This is a genomic window from Ramlibacter pinisoli (assembly GCF_009758015.1).
In the GTDB taxonomy this organism is placed as follows: domain Bacteria; phylum Pseudomonadota; class Gammaproteobacteria; order Burkholderiales; family Burkholderiaceae_C; genus Ramlibacter; species Ramlibacter pinisoli.
The window spans coordinates 568,500-593,267 of the sequence record NZ_WSEL01000009.1; the positions used below are offsets into that span (position 1 = coordinate 568,500).

20 protein-coding genes and 1 other RNA gene are annotated in these 24,768 nt (G+C 69.9%); 7 read left to right on the forward strand and 14 right to left on the reverse strand.

Annotated features, from left to right (window positions below):
- The first annotated feature begins 126 nt into the window (after positions 1-126).
- The 3 genes from GON04_RS17225 to GON04_RS17235 all read left to right on the forward strand — a co-directional run bounded on the left by GON04_RS17225 (position 127) and on the right by GON04_RS17235 (position 3,612).
- The gene (locus GON04_RS17225) at positions 127-855 is read left to right on the forward strand and encodes an SDR family oxidoreductase (protein ID WP_157399274.1); all 729 of its coding nucleotides are present in this window, start codon (positions 127-129) and stop codon (positions 853-855) included.
- A 148-nt stretch (positions 856-1,003) separates the two neighbouring features.
- A complete protein-coding gene (locus GON04_RS17230) occupies positions 1,004-2,284 on the forward strand; it encodes a class I SAM-dependent methyltransferase (RefSeq protein WP_157399275.1) in 1,281 nt (426 codons plus the stop codon).
- Entirely contained in the window at positions 2,281-3,612 is a 1,332-nt protein-coding gene (locus GON04_RS17235) for a DUF4910 domain-containing protein (RefSeq protein ID WP_198349322.1), read from the forward strand. The genes GON04_RS17230 and GON04_RS17235 overlap by 4 nt, the downstream gene beginning before the upstream one ends.
- Here GON04_RS17235 and GON04_RS17240 read toward each other — a convergent pair.
- From GON04_RS17240 to dnaX, 9 genes are all read right to left on the reverse strand, one after another.
- Positions 3,595-4,257: a PIG-L deacetylase family protein gene (locus GON04_RS17240; RefSeq protein WP_157399276.1), complete on the reverse strand. Its 663-nt coding sequence runs from the start codon at positions 4,255-4,257 to the stop codon at positions 3,595-3,597. The genes GON04_RS17235 and GON04_RS17240 overlap by 18 nt on opposite strands.
- A gap of 13 nt (positions 4,258-4,270) precedes the next feature.
- Positions 4,271-5,095 (reverse strand): sugar phosphate nucleotidyltransferase, encoded by an 825-nt coding sequence (locus tag GON04_RS17245; protein ID WP_157399277.1) that lies wholly within the window; start codon positions 5,093-5,095, stop codon positions 4,271-4,273.
- Between the two features lie 143 nt (positions 5,096-5,238).
- The gene (locus tag GON04_RS17250) at positions 5,239-6,078 is read right to left on the reverse strand and encodes an ABC transporter permease (protein WP_157399278.1); all 840 of its coding nucleotides are present in this window, start codon (positions 6,076-6,078) and stop codon (positions 5,239-5,241) included.
- A gap of 4 nt (positions 6,079-6,082) precedes the next feature.
- Positions 6,083-6,898 carry an ABC transporter ATP-binding protein gene (locus tag GON04_RS17255; RefSeq protein ID WP_157399279.1) on the reverse strand — a complete coding sequence of 272 codons (816 nt, stop codon included), beginning with the start codon at positions 6,896-6,898 and terminating at the stop codon, positions 6,083-6,085.
- A 3-nt stretch (positions 6,899-6,901) separates the two neighbouring features.
- Positions 6,902-7,948, reverse strand: coding sequence for an ABC transporter substrate-binding protein (locus GON04_RS17260; protein ID WP_157399280.1), 1,047 nt, complete (start codon positions 7,946-7,948; stop codon positions 6,902-6,904).
- Positions 7,949-8,063: 115 nt separating this feature from the next.
- Positions 8,064-8,477, reverse strand: a complete 414-nt coding sequence (locus GON04_RS17265) for an MAPEG family protein (RefSeq protein WP_157399281.1) — start codon at positions 8,475-8,477, stop codon at positions 8,064-8,066.
- Positions 8,478-8,515: 38 nt separating this feature from the next.
- The gene (gene recR / locus GON04_RS17270) at positions 8,516-9,103 is read right to left on the reverse strand and encodes a recombination mediator RecR (RefSeq protein WP_181653624.1); all 588 of its coding nucleotides are present in this window, start codon (positions 9,101-9,103) and stop codon (positions 8,516-8,518) included.
- A 33-nt stretch (positions 9,104-9,136) separates the two neighbouring features.
- Complete coding sequence (locus GON04_RS17275) at positions 9,137-9,469, reverse strand: YbaB/EbfC family nucleoid-associated protein (protein ID WP_013901659.1); 333 nt, start codon at positions 9,467-9,469, stop codon at positions 9,137-9,139.
- Between the two features lie 36 nt (positions 9,470-9,505).
- Positions 9,506-11,335, reverse strand: a complete 1,830-nt coding sequence (dnaX, locus tag GON04_RS17280) for a DNA polymerase III subunit gamma/tau (protein WP_157399282.1) — start codon at positions 11,333-11,335, stop codon at positions 9,506-9,508.
- A gap of 63 nt (positions 11,336-11,398) precedes the next feature.
- Here dnaX and ffs point away from each other — a divergent pair.
- Positions 11,399-11,495: signal recognition particle sRNA small type (ffs, locus tag GON04_RS17285), an RNA gene on the forward strand.
- 263 nt (positions 11,496-11,758) lie between these two features.
- On the opposite strand, the gene GON04_RS26610 is transcribed toward ffs, so the two are convergent.
- The 3 genes from GON04_RS26610 to GON04_RS17300 all read right to left on the reverse strand — a co-directional run bounded on the left by GON04_RS26610 (position 11,759) and on the right by GON04_RS17300 (position 16,221).
- Positions 11,759-12,751, reverse strand: coding sequence for a hypothetical protein (locus GON04_RS26610; protein WP_181653625.1), 993 nt, complete (start codon positions 12,749-12,751; stop codon positions 11,759-11,761).
- A gap of 142 nt (positions 12,752-12,893) precedes the next feature.
- Entirely contained in the window at positions 12,894-13,505 is a 612-nt protein-coding gene (locus tag GON04_RS17295) for a hypothetical protein (RefSeq protein WP_198349324.1), read from the reverse strand.
- 379 nt (positions 13,506-13,884) lie between these two features.
- Positions 13,885-16,221 (reverse strand): ATP-binding protein, encoded by a 2,337-nt coding sequence (locus GON04_RS17300; protein WP_338050997.1) that lies wholly within the window; start codon positions 16,219-16,221, stop codon positions 13,885-13,887.
- 243 nt (positions 16,222-16,464) lie between these two features.
- Between GON04_RS17300 and GON04_RS17305 the strand changes: the two genes are divergently transcribed.
- Positions 16,465-16,875: a hypothetical protein gene (locus GON04_RS17305; RefSeq protein WP_157399285.1), complete on the forward strand. Its 411-nt coding sequence runs from the start codon at positions 16,465-16,467 to the stop codon at positions 16,873-16,875.
- Positions 16,876-17,026: 151 nt separating this feature from the next.
- Here GON04_RS17305 and GON04_RS17310 read toward each other — a convergent pair whose 3' ends face one another.
- Positions 17,027-20,278: a UvrD-helicase domain-containing protein gene (locus GON04_RS17310; RefSeq protein WP_157399286.1), complete on the reverse strand. Its 3,252-nt coding sequence runs from the start codon at positions 20,276-20,278 to the stop codon at positions 17,027-17,029.
- A complete protein-coding gene (locus GON04_RS17315) occupies positions 20,271-22,736 on the reverse strand; it encodes a PD-(D/E)XK nuclease family protein (protein WP_338050998.1) in 2,466 nt (821 codons plus the stop codon). The genes GON04_RS17310 and GON04_RS17315 overlap by 8 nt, the downstream gene beginning before the upstream one ends.
- A gap of 149 nt (positions 22,737-22,885) precedes the next feature.
- Between GON04_RS17315 and trxA the strand changes: the two genes are divergently transcribed.
- Positions 22,886-23,218 carry a thioredoxin TrxA gene (gene trxA, locus GON04_RS17320; protein WP_157399288.1) on the forward strand — a complete coding sequence of 111 codons (333 nt, stop codon included), beginning with the start codon at positions 22,886-22,888 and terminating at the stop codon, positions 23,216-23,218.
- A 232-nt stretch (positions 23,219-23,450) separates the two neighbouring features.
- The gene (gene rho, locus GON04_RS17325; RefSeq protein WP_157399289.1) at positions 23,451-24,716 is read left to right on the forward strand and encodes a transcription termination factor Rho; all 1,266 of its coding nucleotides are present in this window, start codon (positions 23,451-23,453) and stop codon (positions 24,714-24,716) included.
- Positions 24,717-24,768: the final 52 nt, after the last annotated feature.

Consider the following 24,768-nt stretch of genomic DNA (forward strand, 5'->3'; position numbering starts at 1 on the left):
CTGGCCGCAAGGCATCCATGGCCCATTTTGGATGTTGTCCGACAGAGCGGCCCGCCAGCATCCGACAGGGCCCATCCGTATCGGCCGCTCCTGCGTTGCGGCCCCGCATCGAACAATGGCCGAGCCATGAACCCGCTGCAGGATCGCACTGCCCTCGTCACCGGCGCCAGCAGCGGCGTCGGCAGGGCGATCGCGCTGGCGCTCGCGGCGCACGGCGCCGACCTGTCCCTGGTGGGCCGGCGCCCCGGGGCGCTGGAGGCGGTCGCGCAGCAGGCCCGCACAAGCGGTGGCCGCGCCCGCTGCTACCAGGCCGACCTGGCCTCGGAACAGGACCTCGGGTCGCTGCTGGACACGCTGCGCAGGGACCTTCCCTCGCTCGACATCCTGGTCCATTCGGCCGGTGTCATCCGACACGGGTCGTTCGCGACGGCCAGCGCCGACCAGTTCGACCACCACTACCGGACCAACGTGCGTGCACCCTACGCACTCACCCAGGTTCTCCTGCCCGCCCTCCTGGCTGCGCGAGGCCAGGTCGTGTTCGTGAACTCCTCCGCCGGGCTCTCGGCCGGAGCCAACGTGGGCCAGTACGCTGCCACCAAGCATGCGTTGCGGGCGATGGCCGACAGCTTGCGTGCGGAAGTGAACCCTGGCGGCGTGCGCGTCCTCAGCCTCTATCTGGGCCGCACCGCGACGGCGATGCAGGAGGAACTGCATGGCGTGGAAGGCAAACCCTACCGCCCGGAGCTGCTGATTCAACCGGCCGACGTCGCGGCGGCCGCGTTGCACGCGTTGCAGGCGCCGCGCAACGTGGAGATCACCGAGATCTGCATGCGGCCCATGGTGAAGCAGGCATGAGGGCGCGCATGGCTGGCGTCCTACGCGGGGGCACTCCAACGTCCGACGGGGCTGGATGTGCGTGAACACGGATCAGCCCCAATAATGAAAACGGCCGAGCCTTCGTTGGCGGCCGGCCGACGCAACCGTGCAAAGCAGGGAGAACTTGATGTCGACGATTCTGGAACGGCTCGGCGCCACCACCACGGGTGCGCCCCGCCAGGCAACATGCCGGTTCTGCGGCTCCGCGCTGCACCACACCTTCACCGACCTGGGCATGTCGCCGCCCTGCGAGAGCTTCATCGCCGCAGAGCAGCTCAACCAGATGGAGCCGTTCTATCCGCTGCACGTCCACGTGTGCGACCAGTGCTTCCTGGTGCAGCTGGAGGAATACGTCAGCCCGCAGGCCATCTTCACCGAATACGCCTACTTCTCCTCCTACTCCACCAGCTGGCTGGCCCACGCGAAGGCCTACACCGACAAGATGGTCGAGCGCTTCGGTCTCGGCGCCGGCAGCCTCGCCGTCGAACTGGCCAGCAACGACGGCTACCTGCTGCAGTATTTCGTCGAGAAGGGCATTCCCGTGCTGGGCGTCGAACCGGCTGCCAACGTCGCGCGGGAAGCCGTGAAGAAGGGCATCCCGACCCTGGTGCGGTTCTTCGGCCGGGAACTGGCGGCCGAGATGGTGCGCGGCGGCACCCGCGCCGACCTCGTCCTGGGCAACAACGTCTTCGCCCACGTGCCGGACATCCGCAGCTTCGCCGACGGCATGCGGCTGCTGCTCAAGCCGCGGGGCGTGGTCACGCTGGAGTTCCCCCACCTCATGCGCCTGATGGAAGGCAACCAGTTCGACACGATCTACCACGAGCACTTCTCCTACCTGTCGTTCACCACGGCGATGAGGATCCTGGCCAAGTCCGGCCTCGCGGTGTTCGATGTCGAGGAGCTGCCCACCCATGGCGGCTCCCTGCGCGTCTATGCGCAGCTGGCAGACAGCGGCCCGCACCCCGTCGGCGAGCGGGTGCGGGAGCTGGCCCGGCGCGAGGAACTGGCGGGATTCGCGCGCATGGAGACCTACCGCGCGTTCGACGAGCAGGTGAAGGCGACCAAGCGCCGCATCCTGGCGTTCCTGATCGACGCCAAGCGCGACGGCAAGACCATCGTCGGCTACGGCGCGCCCGGCAAGGGCAACACCCTGCTGAACTACTGCGGCATCCGCAGCGATTTCCTGGACTACACCGTCGACCGCAACCCCTACAAGCACGGGAAGTTCCTGCCCGGCACCCACATCCCGATCTTCGCCCCGGAGAAGATCCGCGAGACCCGGCCCGACTACGTCTTCATCCTGCCGTGGAACCTGAAGGACGAGATCCGGGAGCAGCTGTCGTACATCCGCGAGTGGGGAGGCCGCTGCGTGGTGCCGATCCCGGACGTGGAGATCCTTGGGTGAGCAACCCGGCCGGCTCCGCCGGCGAGCCCGCACCGGACGGCGCGGCCATGCATGCGCTGGTGCGCGAGCTGTACCCGATCTGCCGCAGCATCACCGGGGACGGTGTGCGGCAGACGCTGGCCCGCCTGCAGCAGGACATCCCGCTGCAGGTGCACGAGGTGCCCAGCGGAACGCCGGCGTTCGACTGGACCGTGCCGCGGGAATGGAACATCCGCGACGCCTACGTCAAGGACTCGCGCGGCCAGCGGGTGATCGACTTCCGCCGCCACAACCTGCACGTGGTCAGCTACAGCGTGCCCGTTCGCGCGCGGATGTCGCTGGCCGAGTTGCGCCCGCACCTCCACAGCCTTCCCGACCAGCCCGACCTCATCCCGTACCGCACCTCCTACTACCGCGAGTCGTGGGGGTTCTGCCTGCCGCACCGGCAGCTGGAGGGCATGGCCGAGGACGACTACGAGGTGTGCATCGATACCACCCTCGAGCCCGGCCACCTGACCTACGGCGAATGCGTGCTGCCTGGCAGCGAGAGCTCCGAGGTGCTGCTCTCCTGCCACACCTGCCACCCCTCGCTGTGCAACGACAACCTGTCGGGGATCGCGGTGGCCACGTTCCTGGCGCGGCACCTGGCCGGGGTGCCGCACCGCCACACCTATCGCTTCGTGTTCATCCCGGGCACGATCGGATCGATCACCTGGCTCAGCCGCAACGAGGAGCAGGCCAAGGCCATCCGGCACGGCCTGGTGCTCACCTGCCTGGGCGACAGCGGCAACTTCACGTACAAGCGCAGCCGCCGGGGCGACGCGCCCATCGACGCCGCGGTCCGGCACGTGCTGCGGCACTCCCGGGGCGAGCACGCCCTCCTGGACTTCTCTCCCTACGGCTATGACGAGCGGCAGTACTGCTCGCCCGGGTTCGACCTGCCGGTGGGTTGCCTGATGCGCAGCCACTACGGCCAGTTCCCGCAGTACCACACGTCGGCCGACGACCCCGGCTTCGTCACGCCCGGCCAGCTGGCCGATTCGCTGGCGACAGTGCTGTCGGTCGTGCAGGTCCTGGAGCACGACCTCGCCTACGTCAACCTGAATCCGAAGTGCGAACCGCAGCTGGGCAAGCGGGGACTCTATGGCGCCATGGGTGGCACCAGCATCCGGGACCTGGAGATGGCCATGCTGTGGGTGCTGAACCAGTCCGACGGGCGCCATGGCCTGCTGGACATCGCCGAGCGTGCCGGCCTGCCGTTCGAGCGCATCCACGAAGCCGCCAGGCTGCTGCTGCAGCACGACCTGCTGGCGCCGGCAGCCGCCGCCCCCTCACGCGCCCAGCACTAGCTTGCGGCAGTGGAACGCCTCGGCGTGCCGTTCGGGCGCGCCGCTTTCGATGCCGCGCAGCCGGGCGATCGAGAGGAAGGTGTCCTCCGCCATCCAGTCCTTGCCGGCCTGCGAGCGGTAGACCTCCCGGATGATGCGGGCCTTGCGCTCGACCATCGCCTGCGGCAGCGGGCTGTAGAGGTTGGGCGTGCCCAGGTCGCCGTCGTACTTGGGGATCTCGTATTCCAGGATCAGGTGCCGCCGCCAGGTGTTCCAGGTCAGGTCGCTGACCGTGCGGTGGTCCTGGTGCCGGTCGTCGCGGTGATGGGTGAAGATCACATCCGGATCGACTTCCTGGCGCAGCTCGTCGAAGCACTGCTTGACCTCGGCGCCCTGGTAGGGGAAGTAGCCGTCCCGGAACTGCCGGACCACGACACGGGCCCGCCCTGCGGCATCGCCGAGGAAGCGGGCCGCGCCGGCACGCGCCTCCTGCTCGCGGACGGCGTCGGAACTGAAGACCACCCAGGTGACCTGCGCGTGCGGTCGCTGCGCCAGCAACTGCAGGATGGTGCCGCCGCAGCCGATCTCGATGTCGTCGCAGTGCGCGCCGAGGAACAGCAGCTCGAGCGGGCCGGACGGATCGCGGGCCAGGGACAGCGGCAGCATGCGTGGTCCGCGGTCACTGCCCCGCGGGAACGTCCGTGCGGCGCTCGACCGCCGCGGCCTTGCCGGCCTTCCACACCTCCCAGGGGGCGTTGCCGGTCGAGTACAGGTTCTCCAGGTGCTGCTTGTCCTTGATGGTGTCCATGCTGGCCCAGAAGCCGTCGTACACGTAGGCCAGCAGCTGCTGGTCGCTCGCGAGGCGGCGGAACGGCTCCTCCACCAGCTCCTCGCGGTCGCGCATGTACTCGAAGATCTGCTTGTTGAAGATGAAGTAGCCGCCGTTGATGCGGATCGCGCCGTTGTCGATGGGGCGGATGTCGGCCACCATGTTGCTGCCGGGTTGGAGTGAGACCACGTGGTAGCTCAGGTTCGGCCGCACGCACATGAAACTGGCCACCTTGCCGTGCTGGTGGAAGTAATCGAGGTGCTCGGTCAGCGGCAGGTCGGTCAGGCCGTCGCTGTAGTTGACCAGGAACTCATCCTCCCCCTGCAGGTACTTCTGCACGGCCCGCAGCCGCTGCCCGATGTTCGACGAGATGCCGGTGTCGGCGAACGTGATGCGCCAGTCCTCGATGTCGCGGCCCATGAGCTCCACGTTCCGGCCGCCGCCGGAGAGCACGAAGTCGTTCGAGACGCACTCGTTGTAGTTCAGGAAGTAGTTCTTGATCGCGTCGGCGCGGTAACCGAGGCAGAGGATGAAATCCTTGTGGCCGAAATGCGCGTAGTACTTCATGACGTGCCACAGGAGCGGCCGGTGCCCGATGTGCACCAGCGGCTTCGGCACGTTTTCGGCATCACGGATGCGCATGCCCAATCCACCGCAAAACAACACGACTTTCATGCCTGCCCGTCCTGTCAGATGCTGAAGGACAAACTTTGCGACAGATCAGGCGCCCGCACTTGAGCAAGCTAACAGCGGTTGCAGAGGTTACGTCTTGCCTTCCCATGAGCTCGATGGCGCGGACGGCGGGCCGACCCGGCGCTCTACAGCTTTTCGGTCTCGCCCTGCCGTGGCTGCCACTTCATGAGCCGGCGCTCAATGCGCCCCACCAGCCCATCGAGGGCCAGCGCGAAGGCCGTCAACACGACAATGCCCGCGAACACCGTGTTGACGTCGAACGTGCCCTCGGCCTGCAGGATCAGGTAACCGACGCCGCGGGCCGACCCCAGGTACTCGCCCACCACTGCGCCCACGAAGGCGAGCCCGACCGACGTGTGCAGGCTGGAGAACACCCAGCTGGTGGCGCTGGGCAGGTAGACGGTGCGCAGGAGCTGCCGGCGGTTGGCGCCCAGCATGCGCGCGTTGGCCAGCACCACCGGGCTGACCTCCTTGACGCCCTGGTAGACGTTGAAGAAAACGATGAAGAACACCAGGGTGACCGCCAGCGCCACCTTGCTCCAGATGCCCAGCCCGAACCAGAGGGCGAAGATCGGCGCGAGGATGACGCGCGGCATCGAGTTGGCGGCCTTGAGGTAGGGGTCGAGGATGGCGCCGGCCGCCGGCGCCAGCGCCAGCCACAGGCCGAAGCCCAGGCCGAGCAGCGTGCCGGCGCCGAACGCCAGCACCGTCTCCAGCAAGGTGATGCCCAGGTGCAGGTAGATGTCGGCGCGGCCTTCCAGGCCCTCCGGGAACAGCGCGTTCGGCGGCAGCGTGGCCGGCACGAACCACGCCCAGATGCGCCCGGCCACCAGCACCGGCTCGCCGATGAAGAACGCCGTCTGCTGGTTGCGCGACAGGAGATGCCACAGCACCAGCATGCCGGCCAGCACCGCCACCTGCCAGGCTCCCAGGTTGCGTTCGTTGGGGCGCACCGCAGACCACATCGCGCTACGCGGCCTTCTGCAGTTGCTGGGCATAGCCCTTGAGCACTTCGTCGCGCAGCACCGCCCAGATGCGCGCGTGCAGGTCGACGAAGCGCGGGTGCATTCGCACCTCGGCCACGTCACGCGGGCGCGGCAGGTCGATCGTGAATTCGCCGATGGGGTGCGTGGCCGGCCCGGCGGACAGCACGACGACGCGGTCGCTCATGGCGATGGACTCGTCGAGGTCGTGCGTGATGAACAGCACGGCCTTCCGCTTCGCCGCCCACAGCGCCAGCACCTCGTTTTCCATCAGCTGGCGCGTCTGGATGTCCAGCGCCGAGAACGGCTCATCCATCAGGATGATGTCGGGGTCGAGCGCCAGCACCTGGGCGAGCGCCGTGCGCTTGCGCATGCCGCCCGAGAGCTGGTGGGGGTAGCGGTCCTCGAAACCGGACAGGCCCACGCGGGCCAGCCAGGCGCGCGCCTGGTCGGCCGCGTCGGCATCGCCGGCGCCGCGATACTGCAGGCCGGCCATGACGTTCGCCAGCGCGCTGCGCCAGGGCATCAGGGCGTCGGACTGGAACATGTAGCCGGCCCGGCGGTTGGTGCCGGCCAGCGGCTCGCCGAACACCCGCACCTGGCCGGACGAGGGTTGCAGGAGGCCGGCCGCGACGTTCAGCAACGTCGACTTGCCGCAGCCGGTGGGGCCGACGACCGAGACGAACTCGCCGGCGGCCACCCGCAGGGTGGTGCCGCCGACGGCCGTGTAGCGCTGGCCGGGAGCGTCCTTCGACCGGAAAGTGACGGTGAGGTCGACGAGTTCGAGGGCGTCCGCAGCCATCCCTCAGGCTTTGAACTTGTCTTTGGCCCGGCGGGCGAACTCGTTGGTGTAGGTGCGGGCCAGGTTGATCTTGTCGACCTTGACCGTGGGCTCGAAGCTCGCCAGGGCCTTCAGCGCCGTGCGTGCGCCCTCCTCCGGCAGCAGGCCATCGAGGCAGATGGCCTCGCGCACCTTGTTGAAGGAGGCCAGGTAGAGGGCGCGGTCGCCCAGCAGGTAGCTGTCGGGGACGGTCTTGATGATGTCGCTCGGTCCCGCGGTCTGCAGCCACTTCAGGCCGTGCACGATGGCATTGGCCAGTGCCTGGCAGGTATTGGGGTACTTCTGGACGAATTCGACGTGCGTGTACAGGCAGGCGGCCGGCATCAGCCCGCCGAACACCTCCTGCGTGCCCTTGAGCGTGCGCGTGTCGCTGATGATCTTCACGTCGCCCTTCTGCTCGAGCATCGTCATGACCGGATCGATGTTGCTCATGGCATCGATCTGGCCGGAACGCAACGCCGCCAGCGCGCCGGCCGCCGTCCCCACGCCGACATAACTGACCTCGTTGGCCTTGATGCCGGCGCGCGAGAGCACCAGGTTGGAAACCATGTTGGTCGACGAACCGGGCGCGGTGACACCGATCTTCTTGCCCCGCAGGTCGGCCAGCGACGTGTAGCCCGACATGGTCTTGGTGGACACGCCCATCGCGATCTGCGGTGCGCGGCCCTGCAACACGATGGCCTCGATGAACTGGTTCTTGGCCTGCATGTTGATGGTGTGCTCGTACGCGCCGCTCACGATGTCGGCCGAGCCACCCACCAGCGCCTGCAGCGCGCGCGCGCCGCCGGAGAAGTCGGAGATTTCCACCTCGAGGCCTTCGGCGCGGAAGTAGCCGAGTTGCTCGGAGATGGTGAGGGGCAGGTAGTAGAACGCCGCCTTGCCGCCGACCGCCAGCGAGAGCCGGGGCTTCTCGATGCGCGCCTGCGCGCGCAAGGCGGGGACCGCCACTACCGCGACCGCCGCGCCGGCGGCGAGCGCGAAGCTGCGGCGGGTGATGGCGGGGGCAATCATCGGGGTTCTCCGGGGCGGCTGTCTCTCGTGCAACGAGGTTAGCCAAGGAGATCCCTGCACCGCATCGGGACCATCCCGTGCGGGTTTCCACGTAACCCCAGCGGGCAGCCGGGCGCTAGCGCAGGCCGGCCAGCAGGATGCCCACGTTCACCACGAACGCGAGGGCCCAAATGGCCGACCGGATGGTCGGCAGGCCGGCCACGTACATGGCGATGTAGACCACCCGCAGCGTGACGAAGACCACCGCCAGGATGTCCACCAGCGTCTGCGGCGCGGCCACCTGGTGGGCGATGACGACGGCTCCGATGAAGAACGGGAGCGCCTCGAAGCTGTTGGCCTGGGCGGCGTTCGCGCGCGCCCGCCAATCGGTGAGCTTGCCGAGCCACGCCCGGGGATCCTGGTTGTCGTACCCGCCCTGGCTGCGTGGCCGGCCGAATCCGCCCGACTTGGCCAGGTAGGCGCAGGCGTACGGCAGCAGCGCGGCGGCGAGCACGCACCAGTAGGCAACGGTGAAGCGGACAGGTCCCATCGTGGTCGTTCTTGTTGGAGTTGGTACGCCGCCCTGGCTCAGCGACGGTCGACGAGGGCGTGGGCGATGGTGCCCAGGTCCACGTATTCGAGCTCGCTGCCGGCCGGCACGCCGCGCGCGAGGCGCGTGACTTTCAGCCCGCGCTGCTTCAGGGCCTCGCCGATGACGTGCGCGGTGGCCTCGCCCTCGGCGGTGAAATTGGTCGCCAGGATGACCTCCTGGACGAGGCCGTCGGTGGCGCGCTGGAACAGCTTGCCCAGCCCGATGTCCTGGGGGCCGATGCCGTCCAGCGGACTGAGCTTGCCCATCAGCACGAAATAGCGGCCTCGGTACGCCGCAGTGCGCTCCAGCGCGGCCTGGTCGGCCGGCGTCTCGACCACACAGAGCTTGCTGGCATCGCGCTGCGGATCGCGGCAGGTCGGGCAGACCTCTTCCTCGGTGAAGGTGTGGCACAGGCTGCATTGCCGGATGCGGGCGGTCGCCTGCATCAGCGCCTGCGCGAGCAGCTGCGCGCCTTCGCGGTCGTGCTGCAGCAGGTGGTAGGCCATGCGCGACGCCGACTTCACGCCGACGCCGGGCAGGCGCCGCAAGGCGTCGACGAGTGCGTTGAGGGAGGGATCAGCCACGGCCGCCCGCCCGCGCGTCGCGCCCGTGCCCGCTCAAAACGGGAACTTCATGCCGCCGGGCAGGCCCGGCATGCCGGCAGTGATCTTGCCCATCTTCTCCTGCGAGGTCTCCTCGGCCTTGCGCACGGCGGCGTTGAAGGCGGCGGCGACCAGGTCTTCCAGCATGTCCTTGTCGTCGGCGAGCAGGCTGGGGTCGATGGCGACGCGCTTGACGTCGTGCTTGCACGTCATGGTGACCTTGACGAGGCCGGCGCCCGATTCCCCGGTGACCTCGATGGTCGCCAGTTCGTCCTGGGCTTTCTTCAGGTTGTCCTGCATGGCCTGGGCCTGTTTCATCAGGCCGGCCAGCTGTCCCTTGTTGAACATGCGTCGATTCCTTTGCGTGGTTGCCGCGTGCCGTAGCTACGCGGGCTTGATGCTTCCAGGCACGATTCTCGCGCCAAAGTCCCGCATCATCTGCTGCACGAACGGATCGTTCAGGATGACTTCCTCGGCGGCCTTCTGGCGCTCGGCTGCGGCAGCCGCGTTGCGGCGCGCGGGACTGTCGGTCACCGGCCCCACCTCGACCGCCAATGCCACGTCGTGCCCCGCCGCGCGCAGGGCGGTCTGCAGGCGCTCGCGCGCGGCCGGCTGGTTGAGCGATTCGCGCTCGACGCGCAGCAGCCAGTGCCCCGTGTCGCGGGCCACCAGCTGCGACTGCAGGCCCAGCTCGCGCACCAGCGCCGAGATGGCCTCCGCCGCCGCCAGCTGCTGCACCGTGGCATGCCAGAAATCGCCCTCTTCCGTCGCCACGAAACCGGTGGCCGGAGCCGACGCGGCCTCGCGCGCCGACTCGGGCTGCTGGCGCACCGGGACGCCGACCACCTCGCCGCCGCCCGCAGCGGGACGCTCGCGCGCCGGGGCTGCACCGCGCACGGCCGGCGGTTCGACCACGGGCAGCACGCGGCCGGGCGGAATGTTGTTGGCGGGCGCCGTGGCCGGGCGTGCCGGCGCGGCAGCGGGGGCCAGCGCCGCCGGAGCAACCACGGGGGGCGCGGCGGGTGCGCGAACCGGCGCGAGCGGCACCGCGGCAGGCGGCTCAACCGCCGGCCTGGCGTCGATCAGAGTTTTTTTTTCCGCCGCGGCGGTGGCCGTGCCGGGCTGGAAGGCGAGCAGCCGCAGCAGCACCATCGTGAGCGCGGCGTATTCGTCGGGGGCCAGGCCGAGCTCGGCACGGCCATGCAGGCACATCGTGTAGAGCAGCTGGGTCTCGTCGGCGGGCAGCAGGCCGGCCAGGCGCGTGACCTGCCCCGCGTCGGGGTCGGCGGCGTCGCCGGCTTCGGGCACCGCCTGCACGACCGCCATGCGCTGCAGCACGGCTGCCATTTCCTCCAGTGCGCCGGCGGCCGACAGGCCATTCAACCGCAGTTCCCCGGACACCGCCACCACGGTGCGGCCGTCGCCGGCGGCGAGCGCCTCGATCAGCCGGAACACGTGGCTGCGGTCGACGCTGCCCAGCATCTGGCGCACCGCCGGCTCGCGCAGGCCGCCACCACCGAAGGCGATGGCCTGGTCGGTGAGCGAGAGCGCGTCGCGCATGGAGCCCCGCGCGGCCCGCGCCAGCAGGCGCAGCGCCTGCGGGTCGGCCTCGACGCCCTCGGCCTGGAGCACGTTCGCCAGGTGGTCGTTGACCGTCTCGGGCGCCATCGGCCGCAGGTTGAACTGCAGGCAGCGCGAGAGCACGGTGACCGGCACCTTCTGCGGGTCGGTCGTCGCCAGCACGAACTTGAGGTACTCGGGCGGCTCTTCCAGCGTCTTGAGCATCGCGTTGAACGCGTGCCCGGTGAGCATGTGCACCTCGTCGATCATGAAGACCTTGAAGCGCCCCTGCACCGGCTTGTAGACCGCCTGTTCGAGCAGCGACTGGACCTCGTCGACGCCGCGGTTCGAGGCGGCGTCGAGCTCGGTGTAGTCGACGAACCGGCCGGAGTCGATGTCGGTGCAGGCCTGGCACACGCCGCACGGCGTGGCGGTGATGCCGCCCTGCCCGTCCGGGCCCTGGCAATTGAGCGACTTGGCCAGGATGCGCGAGACGGTGGTCTTGCCGACACCGCGCGTGCCGGTGAACAGGTAGGCGTGGTGCAACCGCTGCTGGGTCAGCGCGTTCGACAGCGCCTGGACGACGTGCTCCTGCCCCACCATCTCGCCGAAGGTCTTCGGCCGGTACTTGCGGGCGAGCACGAGATACGACATCGCGGCGATTCTAAGGGCCCGGTCCGACGAGCCCGGGCATCGCAGTCGCCTACAATCACCCCTGACGGGCCTCCCCGCATGGTGAAGCGGCCAACCGGGTCAGGTGGGGAACCAAGCAGCCCTAACTGTGGAGCCAGTGCCGGGGGTAAGGCTCGTCAACTTCCCCTCTCAGATGCCTTGCGGATCAAGCACTTAGCCGTGCTGGAGCGGTCCAAAAGGCGGCCTGTGTCACCTGACTGTGTCACCTCGGGTGCCTTCGCTGGCGAACCGAGCGCGAAAACTGCGCCTCGCCGTTGCTACTGGCGGCCGATTCCCTCGCTTCGATTGCGAGGATGGAACCGCCGGCACGGCGGAGCGACCTGACATCATTCGGCCGGCCACTGCGCCAGCTCTCGCGGCCGCTTCGATTTCCCTCGACGACAACTAGCCCCGCCCGTTACCCCGGCCGGAGTTGCCTGGTGCGGGCAGAGGTGCAGGAGCCGGTGTCGGCGCCGGCGTGGGGGCCGGAGTCGGCGCAGGCGTCGGCGCAGGCGTGGGGGCCGGAGTCGGCACCGGCAGGGGTGCCGGCGTCGGCGCAGGCCGGGGTGCCGCCGTCGGAGCCGGCGTTGGCGCAGGCCTGGGTGCCGCCGTCGGAGCCGGAGTCGGCGCAGGCCTGGGTGCCGCCGTGGGTGCCGGGGTCGGCGCCGGCGCAGCGACAGGCGCCGCGGAAACGGGAGTCACCTGGTCCGCGAAGGCGATGAAGCCAATCACCCGGTCCGGGCGCAGGGCCAGCGTGAACAGCCGCCTCGGCGCCCCGGTGGTATCCAGGTAGGCGACGCCCGAGATGGACGTGCCGTTCCCATGAAGGCAGTCGGCGCCCACGTAGGTGGCCGACAGCATGTAGACGTTCTTGCCGGTTGCGCGCGGGACCGCCTGGCCGGCCAGGGTGCACCCGGCGGAGGCCACCCAGGTGAAGCGCCCGATCGCGTCGATCACGGCGACGGTGTTTCCGCTCAGCTCGTACGTCCCCGCCAGGCCATTCGGCGTCGCGGCACTGTCGTAGCTGGCGTTGTAGGACAGAAAGAGGCGCCGGCCGGTGCTGGCGGTCGCGTCGAGGGCCGTGCGCGCCTGCACGCTGCCGACGAAGGTGGTCTCGGGCTGGAGGTTGTCCAGGAACGAGTAGTCGGTGACGGATGCATTGAGCGTGGTGCCCACGCCGCTGGCGACGCCCTGGATGGCGCCCTTGAGGCTGAAGCCGTCGGAGGCGATGCCCCAGGCCTGGCCGTCCTCCAGCACCACCAGGTCCTGCCGGTCACCGGCCGACGTGCGACCGAACCAGATCCCTTCGGCGTTGTTCCGGACGGCCACGGCTTGTGCCGTGCCCTGTTCGCTGGACCCACCGCCACCACCGCCGCACGCCGCCAGGACGAACGTCACGACCGCGGGAGTCAGGGTGCGCGGATTCCGGTACGACATCAGGCCACGTTACGGCGCGGCCGCCTCGCGCATGGGTCAGGCTTACAAGTCATTGCAGCGGAAACCCGTCGGCATCGGCCGAGCAGGTTCCGGGGCCGGGTCCTCAGGTCAGCAGCGGGCGCGGCAGGATTTCCCAGGAATCGGCCGGCTCCGTGGTCCGCACGGCTTGCCGTCCCTGGTACTCGGCCCAGGCGGTGAGGAACACCATGCCCACGAAGCCGCCGACGATGAGGAAGGGGTAGGCCATCAGGATCTCCGTCAGCGAGTACTTCCAGTTGAGCGGCCGGCCGATGCCCAGCAGGGCGGCATAGAACCAGGACACACCCGAGACCGAACCGACGAAGAGCGCCACCATCCGGCGCGGGAAGGTGAGCTTCATCAGGCTCCCGGCGCGGTGCAGGAACGGCATCACCTGCCGCTGCAGCACCATGCCGTTCAACGTCAGCAGGACCACCAGTGCGATCTTGGATTGCAGCTTGGGGTTGGCCAGCGTGCCGACGCCCTTGGCCAGGATGTCGAAGGAGACCAGCCCGATGCCGGTCAGCCAGAGCACGAGCAGCGCGCGCGAAATGGTCTTGTGCAGGTGGGTCAGGTGTTCTTCGTCCTGGGCGTCGGGTGTGGGCCGCAGCAGCCCCTTGATCATGGCGACGTCGCTGGTGAACACGAGGCCCAGGGCCACGCAGCAAGCGACGAGATGCAGGAAAACGATGCCCATGCGTATGAGTTCAGGATTCATTCCTCAAGGTCCTTCAATGGGGGATTGCAAAGTTCCGACCTATGCGATGCCAGCCAGGGCAACTGCGGTCGGAGCTGAAACGGGCGCTTTCGTCCCGAGGACCGGACTGTGACGGACGAGCGCGCTTTTCACCCCGCACTCTTGTAACGTGCCGTGTAGGACAAGGGCTTTAGGTCAAACCACCTACGGTCGGGCTGAACGGTGCGTCGGAAGAGCACTTTCTGGGGCGCTTCAGCCTGGATGTAACGATTCGTGGGGTCGAGCTGCTGCGATCGGTGTGGCACGACGCAGTGCATTCGGAAACAGATCCGACCGTCTGTCGGACGATTCGCACAGGCCCAGCAGGCAAGGTGGCTCGTCAGGAAGCCGGCTGATCGACCCTCAGCGCAGAGGTTCGCTCGCTCTCGCCGACGTCCACCAGAGTCAGTTCGAAGTGGAACTCCGTCCGCACGCCCGGCACGCTCTCGAAGCCGATGCTGCCGCCGTGGGCCTGGACGATGCTTCGGCAGATGTTCAGGCCCAGCCCGGTGCCGCCCTTCTCCCGCCGGTCGCTGCTGTCGGCCTGGGCGAACCGCTCGAAGACGCGGGGCTGGAATTCCGGCGGGATGCCCGGGCCATGGTCCAGCACGGCGACCCGGGCCCGGCCCGCTTCCTGCCGCAGTACCACCCGCACGGTGTCGCCGCGCGGGGAGAACTTGGCGGCGTTCGAGACCAGGTTCACCACCACCTGCGTGATGCGGTCCTCGTCGGCCTCGACCCAGGCGTCACCGGCGGCATCCACCTGCAGGTCCACTCCCAGCCCGCGCGCGTAGGGCTCGTTGTCCCGCACCGCTCGCTCGACCAGAGGACGCAGGTTGACGCGCGTGCGGCGCAGTTCCAGGCGCCCGGACTCGATACGCTCGACGTCCAGCACGTCGTTGATGAGGCGGATGAGCCGCTCGCAGCTGCGGATCGACATCTCGAGCAATTGCTGGCCTTGCGGCGGCAACGCGCCGCCGAGGCCGCCGGTGAGCAGGCGCAACGATCCGTAGACCGATGTCAGCGGCGTGCGCAATTCGTGCGACACCGTCGAGACGAACTCGCTCTTGAGGCGCTCGACCTCCTTGCGCTGCGAGATGTCGTGCATGAACGCGCACAGCACCTGCAGTTGGCCGGTGTTGATGACGCCGACCCGCAGTTCCACCGGGATCTCGCGCCCGGCGCGGTCGACCACGGTGCGCTCGATGGCGAGCCCGGCCGACGGGAACTGGCCGCTGGTCGTGAACTGCGCCAGCGTGTTCAAGGCCGAGGTACGGAAGCGCGACGGGATCAGGACCTCGACCAGCGACCGCCCGACGATCTCATCGCGGCGCCAGCCGAACAGGGCCTCCGCGCGGGAGTTCCAGTCGGTGATGCGGCCGCTGAAGTCGATGCCGATGAAGGGGTCGGGGGCGGATTCCAGGATGGTCTGGATGCGCTGTTCGTTCTCGCGCACGTGGGCGAAGGTCTCGCGCAGCGCCGCGCTGCGCTCCTCGACCCGGCGCTCGAGCGAGGTGTTGAGCTCGCGCAGCGCGGCTTCCTTCTGCTGCAGGTTGCGCACCAGCGAATCGAGCGCAGCGCCGAGCTGCGCCACCTCGCGATAGGGCTCCGCCCGCACCTGCACGACGGCGGCATCCTTCTCCAGGTCACGTGCGGCCGCCGCCAGCGTCTTCAGCGGACGGGTCACCAGCCGCGCCGCGCCCCAGCCGACCAGCGAGAACAGCAGCGCGATGCCCAGGCCCCAGGACGCCAGCCGCCATTGCAGCTCGCGTACCGGCGCATAGGCCTCGTCCAGGTTCTGGCGCACCAGCACGCGCCAACCCAGGCCCGGGTAGCCCAGGTAGCCATGGTCGTGGGCGTAGCCCACCAGGTAGTCCTTGCCGTCCGGCCAGCGCTCGGTGGCGTAGCCGGCCTGGCGCGAGGCGGCGGCCAGGCTCGGCACGGCCAGCTTGCGGCCCTCGACCTCCGGTGGTCCCAGCAGCACCGTGCCGTCGCTGGCCACGATCAGCGGATCCACCGAGCGATCCCGTCCGACCGGCAGGAAGATCGCCCGCCGCACGTCGCGCGCCCAGCGCCAGGACAGGTGCACGCCGAACACGTCGGGCTCGGCGCGGCCGGGCCGCGAGACCGGGAAGGCGATGTCGAGGAACCGCATCGGCTCCCCGCCCGGATTGGGCAGCTGCCTGGCCAGTGGCTCGGCCACGTGCACGTCGCCCACGGTCCCGCCTTCGCGGGCGGCCCGGAACCACGGCTGCGCAGAAACGTCGTCGCCCGCCAGCACGCCGCCGGTGGACACCAGGACGCGCCCCGCCGGATCGACCAGTCCCATCCAGGCATAGTTGGGATAGGTGCGCTGCATCGCCTCGAGTTCGGCGGTCACGGCCCGGGGGTCGGCCAGACGCGCAAGCCGCTGGGCCATCAGCCCCACCTCGCGATGGCGCTCGAACATGCCGCGATCGAGCCGGCTGGTGGTCTGGTTGGCCAGTTCCGCCAGGTTGCTGCCGATACTCGATCGCACCTGTTCGCTCGCGATCCGGTCGCCGGCCATCACCAGCAACGCCGTGACCAGGATCGAGAGCAGGGAGAAGGCGAAGGCCAGGTAACTGCCGAGTCCATAGCGAACGGCGGCGGGCTTCTCCGGAGCGGCCGAGCCGCCAGGAACGTCGAGATCTCTCACGCGGCGCATTGTCGGGCATGCCCGGACCGCACAGCCGTCACCTGAGTGAGCCGACAGACGGCGACGGCAAAGTCCCACAGCCGGGACTATCGTCGCCGCGCAGACTGCCTGCATCAAACAGGAGAAGTCGTCATGCGCAGTGTGGCGAAGGATTCGAGCAGCAAGCGGCCTCGGTGGCGAGCCCGTTGCGTCGCCGGTTTGTCCTTCGTGGCGGCCTGCTGTGCCAGCACGTGGTGCCTGGCCGTGGAACCAGACCCCGATCTCCTCCAGCTCGTGCAGGCAGTGGCCGCACCGGCTCGCGACGACCCGGTCAACCGCCTCTCCCTCAGCCTGGTGGCACCGCTGGCCGGCACGATGCCGTCGTCCCGAGCGGCCTTTGCCGCCGACATCGGCCTGCGCTGGCGCGTGCCTCTCGCCTCGCAGCAGGTGGACATCACCGCCTGGCACCGCATGGGACTGCCGGGCGATGCCCTGTCGCTGGCCCAGCAGCGCGACCCGGCGTTCGGCGCCCGGGTGGAGTTCCAGTTGCCCAAGGCCCGCAGTGGCTTCGCCAGCGAGTTGCGCTTCATCGGCCTGCAGCTCGACAACGGTGGCCGCATCGGCGTGCGACGCACCGACGGCAATCCCACGCTGTATTACCGCCAGTCGTTCTGAAGGTCTGGATCTCTGGCCGGGCTCGACCCGGCCTCCCGCTCTCGGACGCGATCGAGTGCGACCTGCGAGCCGGAAATGGCTTGCGACTCCAGCAAGACGGGAGTCGGGTCAGGCGGGCGATCGCGGGAGCGCCGCCCGGCGCGCCGCCGGCTCAGTCGATCGGCACCAGCCGGCCCTCGCCGGTGAGGAACGCGGCACGCACGCCTTCTCCCGGGTTCAACCGGGCGACGGCCGCGGCATACCGGCGCAGCTGGGCCTGCAAGGCCCCATCGCGCTCGGGCCGGGACGCCGACTTGTAGTCGACCACCCACCAGGTGCCATCGCGCCGGCGCACCAGGCGGTCCAGGCGCAGCACCTCCCCGCCGTCGGTGAGTTCCACCTCGTCTGCGTGCCAGTCGACGTGCGCCGGGCTCCACAGCCAGGCGCCCTCGCCGCCCGCGATGCGGTGCGCCATCGCCAACGCCGCTTCCTGCTCCTGCGGCGCCACGCCGAATGCGCGGCCCAGGCGCACCAGGGCGGCGCCGTCCGGCATGCCACTAGCGCCCTGCAACTCCAGCAGCCGATGCACGAGCTCGCCGAAGCGGGAGGCGGCGCTGCGCTCGGTGCGGGCGGGCGCAGTGTCGGCCGCCCGGCGCACGGGTCCCGCGGGGACGACCGGGATGACGACAGGCGCGAGGGCCTCCTGCGCCCCCATGGCCACGCCATCCTCGGGCAGTTCGGCCGGCTGGCACAGCGGCACCAGCCGTTGCCACCAGCTGGGCGCGGCCGCCACGCCGCGCGGCTCCACGCTGGAGAGGACCAATTCGCGTTGGGCCCGCGTCATGGCGACGTACAAGGCATTGAGTTCCTCGCGCGCGCGCGCCGCCAGTTCTTCCGCAAGGGCCGCGGTGTGACAGCCGGGCGGCCGGGTCTCGCTGGCCAGGAAGCTGAAGCGGCGCGGGGCCGCCTGCTCGCCCGGCCAGTCGACCAGCACGCCCATGGTTTCCGGCCGCGGCGGGCCGGCATCGGTGTCGAGCAGCAGCACGATGGGCGCTTCCAGCCCCTTGGCACCGTGCACGGTGAGAAGGCGCACCGCGGCGGCCACCCCCACGGCCGGCCCGCGCACGCCCTGCGCACGCAGGGCTCGCACGAACGCGTACGGCGTGGCGTAGCGCCCGCCTTCCAGCTGGAGGGCAGCCCCCGGCAGTGCGCGCAGGTTGGCCAGCGCCGCATCGCGCAGGGCGGGCGGCACCGAGGCGGCATAGCGCGCCAGCACGTCGCCCTGCTGGCAGATCGCGTCCAGGGCATCGTGGGGCGGCAGCTTGCGCACCAGCTGGCGCCAGCCCGCCAGCGTCTGGCCGACGGCGACCAGGGGGGCGTCGAGCCCGTCGCCGGCGCAAAGCAACTCCAGCCAGGAGCGCGGCGTGCCTTCCGCGCGGCGGCGGCGCGCCAGCTCGGCCAACTGCACCAGCGCCGGGTCGCCCAGGCCGAACACGGGAGACTTGAGGACTCGGGCGAGCGACAGGTCGTGCGTGGGTGAGACCAGGACGTCGAGCAGCGCGACCAGGTCCTGCACCTCCGGCGCCTCGCCCAGGTCGGTCTTCTCGGGCTGCTGGGCCGGCACGCGCAGCAGCCGCAGTTCGTCTTCCAGGACCGCGAGGCGATCGCGCTTGCGTGCCAGCACCAGGATCTCGGCCGGCGGCACACCGGCCTGGATGCGGCCAGCGATCCAGCGCGCTGCCTGCCGGCATTCGAGGGTGACGAGATGTTCCTCGGGCAGCTCGCGCGGCTCGGACAGGCTGTCGCGCCAGCCTTGCGGCTGCGCGTCGGCCGCGCGCACGGGGACGGGCCGGGCGACGACGGGCAGGTGCAGCAGGTTGCCGCGATCGCGCGAGCCGGTGCTGTGGACCCGGAAGTCCTGGTACTGGCCGGCGGCCTGCGCCTCGGCCATCACGTGGTTGACGGCGGCCAGCACCTCGGGCGCATTGCGCCGCGTGTGGTCGCAGCTGAGCCGCACGCCACCGAGGCCCTGCGCCACGAACCGCTGGGCGGCCGCGAACACTTGCGGCTCGGCGCGGCGGAACCGGTAGATGCTCTGCTTGGGATCGCCGACGATGAACACGCTGGGGGGCGTGCCACCGGCCCCGGCGTAACCGCTCAGCCAGGCGTACAGGGCCTGCCACTGCAGCGGGTTGGTGTCCTGGAACTCGTCGACCAGCAGGTGCCGGACGTGGGTGTCGAGCCGCTCCTGGATCCATCCCGACAGGACGGGGTCGGACAGCAGGCGGTGGGCCGCCTGTTCCACGTCGCTCATGTCGACCCAGCCCTCGTCGCGCTTGAGCGCGGCGAACTCGTGCACCAGCAGCCGCGACAGCCGGGTCAGGCGCTGGTGGTGCAGCCAGGCCTCGTGCTGCGCCTGGGCGCGGCACAGCCGCTGCAGCTCCGCCTCGGCTTCCTGGGCTGCCTCGTATTTGGCCAGGTGCTGCGTCAGCCGGTCGTCGCCGGCAACGAAGAACGCCTTGCGCAGCATGGCCAGGCGCTGACCGGGATCGTCGAGCGCGAAGGCATCGACCACGGCGTCGGCCGCCTTGCGCGGAGTCTTGTTCTCCTGCGCTCCGAGCAGCCGTGCACGCGCAAGCCAGCGGTCGCGAGCGCCCGGCGTGGCGAGCGATGCGTCCGGGCGGGCGAAGGCGGCGAAATCCGGGAACAGCGCCGCGAAGGGCTGGACGGACCCGGCCACCACGCCGGCGCCATCGGCCAGCATGAACTCGACCCGCTTGGACAGGGCTGCACGCAAGGCCTTCAGGGTCTGGAAGCGGCCGTGGGCGGCGACCGACTCCTCGTAGTCGCGCCGGGCCTGCGGATCGGTGACCACCACGGCATGGAAGCGGCGCCAGACCTTGTCGACCGCCTCGGTGTCGTCCTCCAGCAGAGTGTGGCGCGGCGGCAGCCCCAGCGCCTCCAGCGTGGCGAGCGGCGCGTTGCGCAGCAGTGCCGCGAACCAGCCGTGGAAGGTGCGGATCTGGACCGGCCGGCCGCCGGCCAGCAACCGGGCGTGCAGCGTGCGCAAGGGATCCGCGAGGCCCTGCGCCTCGGCGGCCGGCACACCGCGCAGCTGCAGTTCGGCGGCCAGCACGGCCGGCTCGGCCGTCGAGAAGGCTTGCAGCCACTCCTGCAAGCGTTGCCGCATCTCGCCGGCCGCCTTGCGCGTGAACGTGATGGCCAGCACTTCGTGCGGCTGGGCGCCGTCGAGCAGCGCACGCAGGATGCGCGACACCAGCATCCAGGTCTTGCCGGCGCCGGCGCAGGCCTCCACGGCCACGCTGCGCCGCGGATCACACGCCACCGCGTAGAACGCCGGTGGCGGCACGCGGACACCGTCGATTTCGTACGCCAGGTCCGTCACGGGTGATGCCTCAGCCATGCCACGCATCCCGTCGGCACAGGCCGCGCGCGGCGCAGAACTCGCACACGCGGCCTTCGCCCAGCGCCGGCAACGAGGCGCCGGCTGCGATGCGGCCCAGGTCATGCACGATGCCGGCAACCAGCGCGTCCCGGGCTTCGACGACGGCGGGCTGCTCCACCTTGTGCGTCTCGCCGCGTTCGCCCACGTTCACGTAGGCGGCCGCCAGTGTGTCGTCCTCCAGCAGCGCCGCGTAGAACGCCAGCTGGGTGTCCTCGTCGGGCAGTTTCACCCGGTCGCGGGAGGCCTGCAGGGCCTCGGTCTTGTAGTCGACGACCATGCGGCGGCCGTCCGCGAGCCGATCGATGCGATCGATGCGGCCGACCAGCCGGATGTCGCCGAGCCGGATCTCGTGCTCGGTCTCGGCGGTCTCGAAGCCGGCGCCGGCCGCCTCGTGCTTGTCCTGCCACGCCAGGTAGCCGGCGCGCACCTGCGGCCATGCGGCCGCGAACGGCAGGAACTCGCCGTCCGCCAGGCCGGCGCTCGACGTCGCCGATGCGGCGCAGCGGTCGATCAGGGTCAGGCGGTCCGTGCCGGGCTCGTCCTGCAAGGCCCGGTGGTAGTCGCGCAGGACCAGGTGCAACCAGTTGCCGAAGTCGCGCTTGTCGACCTCGACGTCGATCTCGGCGGCTTCCTGCAGGCCGAGCTGGCGCAGCGCGAAGAAGCGGTAGGGGCAGCGACGCAGGTCCTCGTAGGCACTGGCGGAGAGCGGGTCGACCGGCAGGGACGGCGCGACCGGCAGCGGCCGCGCAACCGGCCGCGCATCGAGCTCCCGCAAGGCGCGCGGATCAGGCGCCGGCGACAGGCCGGGCTGCTGCAGGCGCAGGGCCTGCACCAGCGGACTGGGCAGGACGGGCTCGCCGCTGTCGTCACTGGCGCGCCAGAGCAGGTCGACATGCGGGACGCGCAGTGCGTTGCGCCACCCGGCCTGCTGCTCGCGCGCCAGGTCCTCGCGCGACGGCAGTCCGAGAGCGGCGCGCTGGGCGGTGGTCCAGGCGCCGGGCGGCTCCGGGGCGGCCGGCAGGCGGACCTCGTCACAGCCGGGCATCACCAGCGCAGCGAAATCGCGCGCGAGCAGCTGGTGGAACGGCAGGATCACCACGTCCTCGATGGCGGGAGCCGGCGGGACGAAGCTGGCGCCCTCGAGGCTGTCGTCGACCCAGGTCGAGAACTCCGTGGCAGTGAGCCGACGGCTGCCGTGGGGAAGCAGGAGCCATTCGGCCTGGGCCGCGTCGGACAGCGCGAGCACGTCAAGGACCTGCGCCCCGGCCGCGTCGGCGTGCAGGCTGTCCCAGTGGCCGGTTGTTTCCAGCAGTTCGCGTAGCGCTTCCTGCCACTGCCGCAGGGGACGCGCAGCCTGCAGGGTGGCGCGCCAGGCGTCGGCCAGGGCCACGCTGTCGTCGGCCAGGCCGCGCGCATCGGACCAGTCGCGCAGACCGGCGCGGCGCACGCGCCGCTCCAGCGCGGAGGTGGAGCCGCTCGGGACCGCGGGTGCGTTCTTCAGCCAGTCGAGCACCACATCGGTCGACGCGTCATGCCGGCACGCGCGCAGCAGGCCCATGACGTGGGCGGCCGCGCGCGTGGTCGAGAGCTTCCAGCCGGTCTCGTCGCGCACCGCGACACCGCGGCCGTCGAGCAGCGCACGCACGCGCCGCGTCAACACGCGGTCGATGGCGGCCAGCGCGACCGGCGCACGGCCGGCTTCCAGGTGCCGCAGCACACTGGCCGCCGCGAGTTCCGCTTCCTGGGCCGGGTCGGCGGCCTGGTGGAGTGCGAGCTTGCCGGAGGACTGCGGGCCGTCGAGCGACAGGCGCACGGCCTTGTCGCCGGCGAGGGCAGCCAGGGTCCCGCCCAGTGCGTCAGCCTGGAAGCCTTCGCAGATCACCAGCAGGTCGAGGTCTGCGAGCACGCGGCTGTCCAGCAAGGGATCGGTGGCGTAGCGGCTGGCGGCAGCCCACTCGAGCGCGATGCGGGCGATGGCCGCCTCGAGTGCGAGCACCGGCGAATCGAGCCCGGACGACACGGCCTGGCGCGCCTGGGCGGCCCACGCCGCGCGTTCGGCGGGCGGTCGGGCGGCGGCTGCGGCCGCAGCCTGCCAAGCCGCTTCCACCAGCGCGCCGGCGAGCGAGCCGGCCCGTGTCGCGAGCCCGGCGCGTTCCAGCCAGCCGCGCGCGGTGAGCACGTCGCGGCCCATGTCGAAGGCGAGGTCGTCGGGACCGGGCGACTGGCCCAGGCGGGCCGCCCAGTTCATGCTGGTCTCGAAGCGGGGCGCGAATCCGTCGGGCTGCAGCAACGACCAGGCGCGTCGGGCGACCGGCATCAGCTGCGCATACGGCACCAGCACCACGGTGCGCGATGCATGCGCGCGGCGATCGCTCAGCAGACCTCGCACATGGCCCAGCACACGGGCCCAGAGCACGGCGGACCGATGGTCCGGCGCTATCCCATCCATAGCATCCTCCCACCCGCCCGCTCCCGGTGTGGGACCTTGGTTTCTGTCACAATGCCCTGACTGTAGCGGCATCGATCGTGACTCCATCGATCGCCACGTAGAAAGGAACTCCCCCCATGGCCAGCGACCTGATCAAGCACATCTCCGACGCCAGCTTCGAAGCCGACGTCCTGCAGGCGGGCAAGCCCGTCCTGGTGGACTACTGGGCCGAGTGGTGCGGTCCCTGCAAGATGATCGCGCCCATCCTCGACGAGGTGTCCGACTCCTACAAGGACAAGCTGCAGGTCGCCAAGATGAACGTGGACGAGAACCGCGACATCCCGGCCAAGTTCGGCATCCGTGGCATCCCCACGCTCATGCTGTTCAAGGACGGCCAACTGGCCGCCACCAAGGTCGGCGCGATGAGCAAGGCGCAGCTCACGGCCTTCCTCGACCAGCAACTGGCCTGAGCGGCCATCCCGGGCCGGCGGCCCGGCCCATCCGACGGGGCGCGCCAGCGCCCCGTTGTCGTTCCGGCGCCCACCGCCCGGATTTATTGCATAATCTGACGAATCGCTGAACCGCATCGCCGCGGTCAGTTCGATCCCCGGTCCGCCTGGCGCCTCTGCCTGGCTCCAGGACCTCCCCCCGCCGACCCAACAATGCCCGACCCCACCGGGGTCCATCCAAAGCAGTCGAGCCATGCACCTCAACGAACTCAAGGCGCTCCACGTCTCCGAAGTCCTCAAACAAGCCGAGGAACTGGAGATCGAGAACACCGGCCGCATGCGCAAGCAGGAGCTGATGTTCGCCATCATCAAGAAGCGCGCCCGCGCCGGCGAGCAGGTGTTCGCGGACGGCGTGCTGGAGATCCTGCCCGACGGCTTCGGCTTCCTGCGCAGCCCGGACACCAGCTACACGGCGAGCACGGACGACATCTACATCTCTCCCTCCCAGGTGCGGCGCTTCAACCTGCACACGGGCGACATGATCGAGGGCGAAGTCAGGACCCCCAAGGACGGCGAGCGCTACTTCGCTCTGACCAAGCTGGACAAGGTCAACGACGGCCCGCCGGAGCAGAACAAGCACAAGGTGATGTTCGAGAACCTCACGCCGCTGTTCCCGAAGGAGCAGATGAAGCTGGAGCGTGACGCGTTCAAGGGCGAAGAGAACATCACCGGTCGCATCATCGACATCATCGCCCCCATCGGCAAGGGCCAGCGCGCCCTGCTGGTGGCGCCGCCCAAGAGCGGCAAGACGGTGATGATGCAGCACATGGCCCACGCGATCGCGGCCAACTACCCCGACAGCCACATGATGGTGCTGCTGGTGGACGAGCGGCCCGAGGAAGTGACCGAGATGCAGCGCTCGGTGAAGGCCGAGGTCATCGCCTCCACCTTCGACGAACCGGCCGCCCGCCACGTGCACGTGGCCGAGATGGTGATCGAGCGCGCCAAGCGCCTGGTGGAGCTGAAGAAGGACGTGGTGATCCTGCTGGACTCCATCACCCGCCTGGCCCGCGCCTACAACAACGTCGTTCCCTCGTCGGGCAAGGTGCTCACCGGCGGCGTCGACGCCAATGCCCTGCAGCGCCCCAAGCGCTTCCTGGGCGCCGCGCGCAACGTCGAGGAAGGCGGCTCGCTGACCATCATCGCTACCGCCCTGATCGACACCGGCTCGCGCATGGACGAGGTGATCTTCGAGGAGTTCAAGGGCACGGGCAACAGCGAAATCCACCTGGACCGCCGCCTGTACGAGAAGCGCGTCTTCCCGTCGATCCAGCTCAATCGCAGCGGCACCCGCCGCGAGGAACTGCTGCTGGCCCCCGAGATCCTGCAGAAGACCCGCATCCTGCGCCAGTTCATGTACAACATGGACGAGATCGAGGCGATGGAGATGGTCCTGAAGTCCATGAAGGCCACCAAGACCAACGTCGAGTTCTTCGACATGATGCGCCGCGGCGGCTGATCACCGCTCTCGCGCTATAATCGAAGGCTGTCTTGCGGAAAGTAGTCCGGAT